Consider the following 10,794-nt stretch of genomic DNA (forward strand, 5'->3'; position numbering starts at 1 on the left):
GATACTGAAGTATTGGCTAACACGAGCGTTTAGACAACTACATTATCACGACAGCCTGCGAACCCAACACCGAGTATATCCAACCAAACGACCCGGCATCCCGGCTTACATACCCCGATATCGAATCAGCCACAAGTACAGTTCCGTTATTTTTATCGAAACCTTTTAGCACGACAGTGTGGGTTCCGCCATATAGACGATACGGCGTTCCATCATGCCATCGCGTATCAGTCGACAGCCCAGGCAAACCCATATCCACCGTATTCCACACAATAACAGGATAGCCTTGCGCGATATAATCATACAAATTGCTAAAGGAAGTACCTGTAATGTTGTAGGCGCGCAGAGAGCTACCATGGGCACCAAGATAGTTATTTGCAGCAATACACAGTGCAGGCGCGCAGCAGGAATTCCAAGCGCCCCCACCCCAGCTGTATGGGTTTCCTTGATATGCAGTGACCCAATCCCAGCCACTTCTAGGCAACCACCTGTCTACTATTTCATATTTTGATAATGAAAACCCGTAATACGTCAGAGCATTGCTAAGTGCCACGGCTTCACAACCCGTTGGAAGCTCAGGATATTGAATCATGCACATCATCGATAAATCAACATAGGAAATGGGTAGCCCAAGTTGATACCCAATATGCATTCTTAAACGCTCGGATATTACCGAGGTGCCTCCAAAAAACCGAATTTGTGAAATACAATTCTTATTCGCCTTAGCCACTCCAATTGTGGAAGATCGATCGTCCCCAACCAATAGAAGAGCTGCGCCTGTCTTTGCTTGGAGCACAGCCCCCGAAAGGGCATCGTAAGGAGATCCCCCGGATGCAAAAGCTACATTATCCCAAGAAAGGATATGCGATGTCACGGACCAATTCGCCACCGCCGCTGAGGTATCGAATAGAGTATTGCCCCAAAGATGTACGAGCGAACCTCCTGCATACGTAGAAATTCCGTCCAAAAACCCTTTCGTGAGACCAGATATGACGTTGCGGCCCCCTATAAGCAGAACATCCCGAAGCTCACCTTTGGTAGCAAGTCGAGACAAAGCAACTTTTTGCTCGTCAGATAAATTATGTGTTGAATCAACCAGGAAAATTGGAGCTTTCTTTGCAAAGGCTATTGGGGAAGCCGAGAGAGCGTCCGCAAAATCCGTGCCTGTGGCGACAATCGCCAAATCCGCATCCCATTGGTCGAACCACTCGTTAAAGACGGCCATTTGCGTATCGAAAGCCGTTTGCCCCCATATACGACTCCAGGAAACTCCTATCTCGTCTAGCTGCGCCAAAACCCGATCGGAAACTACATTTTGTCCACCAACTACAATTACATTACTTACCCCAAGCCGATTTAACTCGTTTGCCGTGCAATTAGGCAGTTGCGAAGACTGACTAAACAAAATTGGACAATCGAGAAGCCCTGCTAAGCTGGTAGCAGACAGCGCATCGGGCCACCCGCCCTCACCGACAAGAATAGCCGTTGCGCTACCGTTGGGGAACGCGGCGGATGATTGGCTTACAGCCGTTTCGAACAAGGTTGGTCCCGCATAACTTGATACAGAAGAACCGGAGAATATCACCGTCCTGCTCTTTTGATCGCCTAACGCCTTCGCCGGCACAGCCGCAAAAGTCAACACCAAAGCGACAATGCCAGCGACTACGCGTAAAAAACCCGGGAGAGAGACCCCTTTCGAAACAGCCATTCTTCCGACACATCTCCCATCATGCTAACGCGGCCGCCAACACCACAACGGATAGTCACACCATCCGGCGGGCGCGACGCTTTTATCTATACTGCGGCACATCAAAGAGCAAACCTGATGTTGCCATTTCCAAACCGATAAACCTGTAACAATCGCTCATGACATTCGCTATGCCAGTTGCCCACGTTCTGCCCGTAGCATACTGGTGCCAAACGGTATTTTCGTTTGCCGCTTGAAACACGTTCCATTTCATCTTATACAACGAATCTTGGCTCCAGCTGCCTAGCACATAATTATTTGACACCCATTTCGCCGCACCTAGAATCGCATTGCGAGGGGTACTCCATCCTTGGATAACAGCCATTTTACGACCCCCGCTTAACGGCGAGTTATCGTAAGCTCCGATACCGAAAAAATTATAGTATCGTCCGGCAGGGTAATACGATCCGTCAATGTACCCGCCTTCATAATCAAAGCCCATCGCAAGCTGCGATCGCCCCCAATCGCTTTCCAAAATCGCATGCGAAAGCAGATAGACCTCGTTGACTCCATAAGTCTGCGCCGCCTCAATAAAGGCAGAACCCATACCCGCAAGCTTCCCATTGCTGCCATATTGCGCTATGAATGCGTTGAGCTGATCTGCCGACACTTTTCCCGAATAGCCCCCATTAATTCGAGCAAATTGATAAAACGTTGACTGGTTGTAACTAAAATTATCAGGATTGAGGCTTTCTAGGATCTCTGTTTTAGAATAATTTTGATAGCCTTTTGAAGCTTCTACCTCCAGATCGCTCATAGCGTTCAAGGATATGTCAAAATCGGTATAAATCAGGGATCCTATAAGCTCGGTAATTATCGCGTTGCGTACATTATTGTGAACCACGTTGCGCCCGCCGAAGAAGCGCACGGACGACACGTCGCCCGCATGGGACGCGGCGGTGCGCACGGTGGCGTCCTGCGGATCGTCCACCAACAGCAAGACCGACCCGCTCTCGCCCTGGAGGACGGAGCCGGCGAGGGCGTCGTAGGAGTCCCTCCCGGTCGCGAAGGCGGGCGCCGCCCAGCTGAACCCTTGGGTGGACACCGCCCATTCGGCCACCGCCGCCGACGTGTCGTAGAGCTCGGCTCCCGCCAAGCGCACACATCCCCCCGTGCGCCCGGACGCAAGCACGGTGACCGCGTCCATAAAGCCCTCCGTAGCCTCGGACACCACGTTCGTTCCGCCGGCTATGGCGGCGTTCGCAAAGGAACCGGACCTGGCGGCGTCCATCAAAGCGGTCTTCTGCTCCGGAAGAAGCCCCCCTCCGGAGACAAGGAACACGGGCGCCTTCTTTGCGTAGGCCACGGGGGCGATGGACAAGGCGTCGGGGAAGTCCGCGCCCGTCGCAACGATCACGAGGTCGCCCGACCACTGCCCGGCGCCCCTCTCGTACACGGCCATCTGGGTGTCGAAGAGGGACTCGCCCCAGATGCGCTCCACCTCCGCCCCCGTCGCCGAGCCCAGGGCGTCCAAGCCGCCCTGGGACACGAGGTTGGGGCCGCCGACGAGGAGGATGTGGCTAACCCCGAGTCTCGCCAACTCCGAGGCCGTGGCTGCCGGAACGGAGTCCTTCTCGGTGAACAGGATCGGGCATCGGTACACGCCCGCCAGACTCGTTGCGGAAAGGGCGTCGGGCCATCCGCCGCGGCCGACGACGATGGCGTACTCGGAGGACGCGAAGGCTCCTGCGGACTGCGCGGCGGCGGTGTCGTAGAGCTCGGCGCCGGAGTACTCCTCAACGCTCTTCGAAGAACTAGAAGCCAACAAGCTAGAAGTATTTATCGGATTGTAGCCATTCGTCTCGATCCCCGAGGACTGTGCAACAACTCGCTCAATTTCATCATCGGAGATTGAGCTGAACACCTCATCCTCAACAATGGAATCATCCGCAGGAATGTCTTTACTAGCGTCACCATCTTCATTTTTCCAAGTACTAGATGAGTCTTGGCTTTGCGCAAACTCACTCGAGGAATCACTATAATTATCTTCAGCATAGGATATATTGGGATAACAAAGAGTTACCACCAAAACGGCAGCTAAAGTGCACTTTACATAACCCCGTCTTTTAATCATTGCATTCCTTACTCTACAATCCCGGCAGCAATTTCATAGGCGATAGTCACTTTTCGAGCCTGATATTGATTCATATCGGACTGGCTATCAATAAAAGCCACCTCTAACAACGTTGCGGGAAGCGGGCCGCCCAAAATCGCAACCTCTTGGCGCTTCATTCCCCTGTCGTGCAATCCAGTCCCAATAATCAGGTGAGGGTGTATCTGGCTCTGCCATGAAGGAGAGAGACCGGCAGCATTGTATTCGTGTATCAAAGACTCAGTGCCTGATCCTCCGCCCGCATTGAAGTGAATAGAAACGATTGTATCGCATTTTTGCGCCACTGCTTCCGCATGACGCAATTTATACCAACCACCATCATCATTGAGATATACCGAAACACCGTACTCGTTCCTCAAAATGTTCGCAACCATTCCAGCAAGTTCTTTAGCCAGGGTCGCCTCCTGGTAGCCACACCCCGTAGCTCCAGAGTCGTACACACCATTGTTTGAATCATTCCAACCATGGCCCGCGTCTATATAAACTCTAAAGCCGGGCAACGAAGCGTAGGAGTACCCGAAGGAATCGGCTATCCCCATACGGACTGCAGAAGAAACCACGTTGCGCCCGCCGAAGAAGCGCACGGACGACACGTCGCCCGCATGGGACGCGGCGGTGCGCACGGTGGCGTCCTGCGGATCGTCCACCAACAGCAAGACCGACCCGCTCTCGCCCTGGAGGACGGAGCCGGCGAGGGCGTCGTAGGAGTCCCTCCCGGTCGCGAAGGCGGGCGCCGCCCAGCTGAACCCTTGGGTGGACACCGCCCATTCGGCCACCGCCGCCGACGTGTCGTAGAGCTCGGCTCCCGCCAAGCGCACACATCCCCCCGTGCGCCCGGACGCAAGCACGGTGACCGCGTCCATAAAGCCCTCCGTAGCCTCGGACACCACGTTCGTTCCGCCGGCTATGGCGGCGTTCGCAAAGGAACCGGACCTGGCGGCGTCCATCAAAGCGGTCTTCTGCTCCGGAAGAAGCCCCCCTCCGGAGACAAGGAACACGGGCGCCTTCTTTGCGTAGGCCACGGGGGCGATGGACAAGGCGTCGGGGAAGTCCGCGCCCGTCGCAACGATCACGAGGTCGCCCGACCACTGCCCGGCGCCCCTCTCGTACACGGCCATCTGGGTGTCGAAGAGGGACTCGCCCCAGATGCGCTCCACCTCCGCCCCCGTCGCCGAGCCCAGGGCGTCCAAGCCGCCCTGGGACACGAGGTTGGGGCCGCCGACGAGGAGGATGTGGCTAACCCCGAGTCTCGCCAACTCCGAGGCCGTGGCTGCCGGAACGGAGTCCTTCTCGGTGAACAGGATCGGGCATCGGTACACGCCCGCCAGACTCGTTGCGGAAAGGGCGTCGGGCCATCCGCCGCGGCCGACGACGATGGCGTACTCGGAGGACGCGAAGGCTCCTGCGGACTGCGCGGCGGCGGTGTCGTAGAGCTCGGCGCCGGAGTACTCCTCAAAATGCGATGCCGACATAGTGGCTCGACTATTAGCATTCAAGCCTGAATCACCCGAATCAACCTGCGTGTCTACTGCCCCAGCAGAAATCGCTGCAAGCAGTTCATCGGCGGTCAAAGAGGTCTGATCTTCATCCTCGATAGTGGCCCAGGCCGAATAAGGAAAAAGCATAGAAGCCATTAGTAGAATTAAAAGAGCGATCGACATGTTTTTAGAACACTTGGCTAGGACGCCCGACATAAGCTCACGCCTTCCCGATTATTTGCACTGCCACATATCATAATCACTATACTTTTCGTCCGAAATCGCGAAACCATCTAGGAACGGCCGTGAAGACCGACCCGATTCTCCATGTCGTAGAATCGTACACAGCTGCCAACTCGCGCCCTGCATCCTTCAACCTTTCCCAAGCGTTTTCTTTGTCGGCGCGCTCCGCTAAAACAGCTCCATGCAAATCCTGAATATCTTTGTTCCATTTCTGGGCATTGGCAACTTGCTGCTCCATAGGTTTCAACAACAGAAACCCATCAACAACACGACCTTGAAAAGACGAGCTGAGAAGTTCCGGGGAGACTTCTCCATTTGCACGCACAATCGCCGAAAAAACCATTTCGTCGATAAGCGACCAATAGAAAACACCGGCATATTCTTCTTCTATTCTGCGAACAGTTAGCTCGTGAAGGTTTTTCAAGCGATGGATCCTTGAATACCGTAAATTATCCGACAGCCCTTTAAGCAGATCAACCTGAGCGGAGCTATCCCAAACAACTTGCTTATAGCCAACTCGAGCTTGATACACAACATCAGGAATTGCGTAAAACATCTCCAAATACCCTAATAAGGCTACCAAAAAAGGTGGGTCTTCAAATCGGGAATATGGAGCAAACCTGATACCGCTATTCTTTATCTCTCTCGAACGAAACATAAAACGCGTGAATCCATAATCGAATTGGTAATCAAGGAAAGAAACAAAACCCTCCCTCTTGAAACTTTGACCCCAAAGAAGCCCGTCGAAATCATATCTTACCTCGTTGTCTGTCTCGTCAAAAATACTATACGAGCCAGCTACCGCCTTGGCATCATGCTCAACTCCAGCGCAATAAAGCCGTTCTATTATTGCAGTATCAGGATATATATCATCAGAATCGCAAAAGATAAGATACTCGCCTCTCGCCTGATCGATCGCACGATTTCTACAAAACGATGCTCCTTTGTTTTTTTGACTGATGAGGCGTAGCCGATCATCTCTCGCCGCATACTGGGCAAGTATGTCACCGGTGCCATCCGTCGAACCATCATCTACGCAAAGCACTTCTATATCAGACAAGCTTTGCGACAACACCGAGTTCAAACATGTTTCTAAATATTTTTCTTGATTGTAGCATGGAATAATTACAGACACTTTCGGCACGATAGTCCCTCTTTTTTCATACAGACAGGCCCGGCTGATGTCCTAAAGAATGCTCACCAGCTTTCGCCCTCTTTGACAGAAAAATCATATTTTTATGCATTGGTCCTACCCCGTACCTAAGGACGATACACAAATGCCCGCAACTATAAGCATCAGTGCAAACATCTTTTTGCGATTAATTTTCTCACCGAAAATCAGAACGCCAAAAACCGTAATATACAGATAGCTCGTAGCCTCCAGGACAGGACCAAGGGATAGGGGTATTCCACGATAAGCCAAGATACTAAGAAAGGTTGTTCCGAAGAACAATACGTAGGCGAAAATAACTTGAGGGTTCAGATATTCATCGATTGGTCTATCGTATTTTTTCATAGCAGCTTTTTTTAGAAGCACCTGAGAAATCGCGCTCACAAAAACGCCAGAAAGTAGAACGAGCGAATAGATCGCAACCGTTTCATTCATTGGACATATCCCCTGCGTCTTGCCCAGAGGCACCATCTGAACGCGCATAAACAACAACGCCTGCGACAACCAACAACGCTCCGGCCACTTTAAGCGCATTAATAGATTCCCCAAAAAAAAGAAAACCCCAAACAATGCCCCACACGACCGTAATCGCCTTGTTTGCAAACGCGGTTGTCAGAGGAAGTCTCTTGATAATCTGTTGCCATGCGATTGCGTACACGCCAAGGAGAAAAATTATTCCAAGATAATATGCGCAGAACTCAAAACTGAAGAAATCTTTCGTAGACGCAATTTTACCCAAAATTCCCGTTATGGAATACGCTACAAGAACAAAGTGTAAAACAATAAGTGTCTTCGTTGAAGACTTAACACCTGAGAACATGTCTATTCCCAAATACCGCAAGGAGGTCGAACGAAAGAGGGCTGACGCTCTATCTCAATTATGTCCCCATCCTTAATGTAAACAGCAGGGGGGCATTTGATGAACATGTTCGGAGTAAATGCCATGGAATATGCACCAGCATTGTTGACGACGACAATATCGCCAGGAGATAATTCTACAGCGTCAACCAATTCGCAAAGTCTATCGCTATCCATACAGGTATATCCGCACAAAATCTGCGACGGATGAGTATCAGACGATACGGCATGCAACGTTAGATTATATGACGTCTTCTTCATTTCATGATCAATGTTAACGCGCGAAAGCTCCGTAACGACATAGCGCTCATCGAGTATGTCCTTAACGTCTACGACTCTTCCGACATAATAACCTGGGGTGCAAACGACTGCACCACCGGGCTCTACGATCAACTCGACCTTGTCCGGATCGCAAACTTTTCCAAGTTCCGACTCGATAGTGAATACGTATTCTTCATAAGCGCCAACGTTGAGCGGACCGCCACCGAAAAAACCACCGCCAATATCGACGTAATCCAGGCTGAGTTCGCATTCCTCCACTATGCGTGCAGCATAACGCGCGAGCATCCGGTAGACGTTGTTTGAGCGACTGCGCGTCGTGGCATGCATGTGAAGTCCCGACACCACAATATCCCCCTCATCGAACGCACGCAATTCGTCCACAACGCGCGCAAAATCGCCCCCCTCGAAAGAAAAACCGAAACGCCCATGGTGCTCTTCAAACAAAGTTTCACCCGGACAATACTTTTCCAATTCTATGTTTGCGCGTACGCCGACCTTCACAAGACGCGATGTTGCTGCAGCATATTCTTTTACCCATTCGATTTCTCGACGCGAATCCAAATTGACGTAAGTTCCATTGTTAAGAGCAAAGTTAAGCCAGTCTCTGCTCTTGATTGGACCGTTAAACACGATCTCGCAAGGGGCGAAACCTTGGGCAAGTGCCAAGTTAAATTCTTCATCGGAAACAACTTCCGCGAGACAGCCAGCAGTTCGCGCTTTTGATAAAATCCAGGGGAAAGGGTTCGTTTTGACCGAGTAGGCAACATGAGATTTGTCTGACCATTTTTCTTCAAGTGCGTGCCTGAAATCATCGAAGTTCTGTCCGAGCTCTTGAGCGTCCAGCACAAAGCACGGCGTCTCTAATTGATCAACTTCAGCGAAGTTCAACATGTCACTCTCCCGCCCCCTCATGAACACGCTCGTCAATCAAGGTCTTCTTCACATACTGCGGTGCATTATTAATTGTCATGAATAAGCGCCCGAGATATTCACCAATCAGCCCCATAAACACCATTATCGCGCCCGAGCAAATTAGCACAGCCACCATAAGAGAGCTCCATCCAAGCTGCATATCTTCGTTGAGAAGACGCTGGACCACCAAGAAGATAGCCCCAACTATACCGCCTCCGCCCATCAGCATGCCGATAGCGGAGCAAAGTCGTAAAGGCAAAAGAGAGAAGCCGAGAACCGTTGACCAAAGTCGCAGCAACGTCTTAAATGTGTAGCCGGACCGCCCTGATTCCCGTTCAAAATGCCGAACTTCAACATTGCCTATATTCCAGGTTGAGCGAAAAATCAAACCCTGGATATAGACATAGGGACCGCGGTATCTGATGATTTCCTCGGCAATATACTTTCGCATAACGAAAAAGCTGCTTGCCGCTATACCTTTGGGGCGCTGGGTCAGCACGCGCATAGACCACACCGTAAACAGAGAACCTAGGCGCCGCCACCATGCCTCTTTATGCTCCGGATAGCAAGCAAACACAACATCGTAGCCGCCGTCCATGGCCTCGATAAGCTTAAGGCACTGCGACGGATGCGTTTGCAAATCGTCGTCCATAACCATAATCAAGTCCCCTGAAGCATAATTGAGACCAGCGATAATTGCACTATGCTGTCCAGAGTTTTTTGCAAAATCTATTCCGACAACTTTGTGATCTTCTCGACACAACGTCTCAATTTCCTGAAACGTTCTGTCAGTCGATCCATCGTTAACGAGTATGAATTCGTAGTCAAAGAACTTTTTGACCAGCTCATCTCGCGTTTGATGCACAACTTTTGCAATAGTAGCCTCGGAGAAGTAACAAGGAATGACAACGGAAACTACTGTACGCGCCGTACATTCCACTTATTTTTCACCATACTTTTCTTTGAAGAAGTCCGCAAAACGGTCATCTTCCATTTCTTTTTTATAGTCGACAAGGAATGCTATAGGATCATACTCGGGAGAGTATCCCAACTCTACTTTCGCCTTATCAACATTCATGTAGTAGTTGACGCAATCATGCTTCTCTGGACAATAGACAATTTCCGAAGGTCTGTCCTTTGGAGAAAATACTGTGATGATGTTTTTCACCTGCTGTTCCAATGAGGTCATCACGCCAGTACCCACATTATATATACCGCCCTCATTTCGGTCGACAAACAAAGCCTTTTCCATCATTTGGCAAAAGTCCTTAACGTAAATCAAATCCATGCCTTTTTCTGGATCGCCCCAAACCTCAAGTGGCTTTCCCGCTTGCGCTTGGTCTATCATATATCTATAAGAGCTTGTGGCCGGCTTGCCATCTCGATAAAGAGTTTTGCTATCATGCATAAAACAGTAGATGTTTGGAAGCCTGAATGCAAAACACTTGACACCGTAATTAGCTTGATAGTTCCAGCATAGCTGCTCGGCAGCAATCTTTGTAATCGCGTAAACCGAATGGTCACCGGTCATAGGAGGACGACGTGGCATGTCGTCCTTCAATTCCACCAACTCTTCAAAATAGCCTGCATAATCGGAGATGGTTTGCGTGTACAAAATCCTGTCCGCACCCGCTCTGTGAGCATAATCGAGAACGTTGAGCGTCCCAAGCACATTCGTATTAACGTACTGCCACGGATCATACCCCTTCATATAGGCAGGCAAGGCACCCGCAAAATGGATGACAGCGTACACATCTTCCTGCGGCAACATAGCAAACGACTCCCTGTTCGCTATGTCTGCAGAAATGTAGCGAACAGCAGGCGCATATCGGTCAAAAAAAGTGAGATCCTTTCGCCCAGAAGCAATAATCTCCCACTCAGCACTGTCTAGTCGCTCGACAAGATAATCGGTCAAGTAGAGGCCCAGCGTTCCCGCCGCACCAAAAATAACTATCTTTTTGCTCATGTCGCCCCCTTCTCGGCATTCTAC

Annotated in this window: 9 protein-coding genes; all 9 read right to left on the minus strand. The window is 50.7% G+C overall.

Annotated features, from left to right (window positions below; all coding sequences use genetic code 11):
- Positions 1-37: 37 nt before the first annotated feature.
- The 9 genes from K9U15_RS09060 to K9U15_RS09100 all read right to left on the minus strand — a co-directional run bounded on the left by K9U15_RS09060 (position 38) and on the right by K9U15_RS09100 (position 10,770).
- Positions 38-1,708: a cell wall-binding repeat-containing protein gene (locus K9U15_RS09060; protein WP_301155918.1), complete on the minus strand. Its 1,671-nt coding sequence runs from the start codon at positions 1,706-1,708 to the stop codon at positions 38-40.
- A gap of 82 nt (positions 1,709-1,790) precedes the next feature.
- Positions 1,791-3,821 (minus strand): cell wall-binding repeat-containing protein, encoded by a 2,031-nt coding sequence (locus K9U15_RS09065; protein ID WP_301155919.1) that lies wholly within the window; start codon positions 3,819-3,821, stop codon positions 1,791-1,793.
- An 8-nt stretch (positions 3,822-3,829) separates the two neighbouring features.
- Complete coding sequence (locus K9U15_RS09070) at positions 3,830-5,554, minus strand: cell wall-binding repeat-containing protein (protein WP_301155920.1); 1,725 nt, start codon at positions 5,552-5,554, stop codon at positions 3,830-3,832.
- Positions 5,555-5,600: 46 nt separating this feature from the next.
- A complete protein-coding gene (locus K9U15_RS09075) occupies positions 5,601-6,725 on the minus strand; it encodes a glycosyltransferase family A protein (protein ID WP_301155921.1) in 1,125 nt (374 codons plus the stop codon).
- Between the two features lie 105 nt (positions 6,726-6,830).
- On the minus strand, positions 6,831-7,187 hold the full coding sequence (locus tag K9U15_RS09080; protein ID WP_301155922.1) for an EamA family transporter: 357 nt from the start codon (positions 7,185-7,187) through the stop codon (positions 6,831-6,833).
- Positions 7,180-7,572, minus strand: coding sequence for a transporter (locus K9U15_RS09085; RefSeq protein WP_301155924.1), 393 nt, complete (start codon positions 7,570-7,572; stop codon positions 7,180-7,182). Before K9U15_RS09085 ends, K9U15_RS09080 begins: the two co-directional genes overlap by 8 nt.
- A 2-nt stretch (positions 7,573-7,574) precedes the next feature.
- A complete protein-coding gene (locus tag K9U15_RS09090) occupies positions 7,575-8,783 on the minus strand; it encodes a hypothetical protein (protein ID WP_301155926.1) in 1,209 nt (402 codons plus the stop codon).
- A gap of 1 nt (position 8,784) precedes the next feature.
- Positions 8,785-9,744: a glycosyltransferase family 2 protein gene (locus tag K9U15_RS09095; RefSeq protein WP_301155928.1), complete on the minus strand. Its 960-nt coding sequence runs from the start codon at positions 9,742-9,744 to the stop codon at positions 8,785-8,787.
- Positions 9,745-10,770: an NAD(P)-dependent oxidoreductase gene (locus K9U15_RS09100; RefSeq protein ID WP_301155930.1), complete on the minus strand. Its 1,026-nt coding sequence runs from the start codon at positions 10,768-10,770 to the stop codon at positions 9,745-9,747.
- Positions 10,771-10,794: the final 24 nt, after the last annotated feature.

This window comes from Gordonibacter sp. RACS_AR68 (assembly GCF_030418485.1).
Taxonomy (GTDB): domain Bacteria; phylum Actinomycetota; class Coriobacteriia; order Coriobacteriales; family Eggerthellaceae; genus Gordonibacter; species Gordonibacter urolithinfaciens.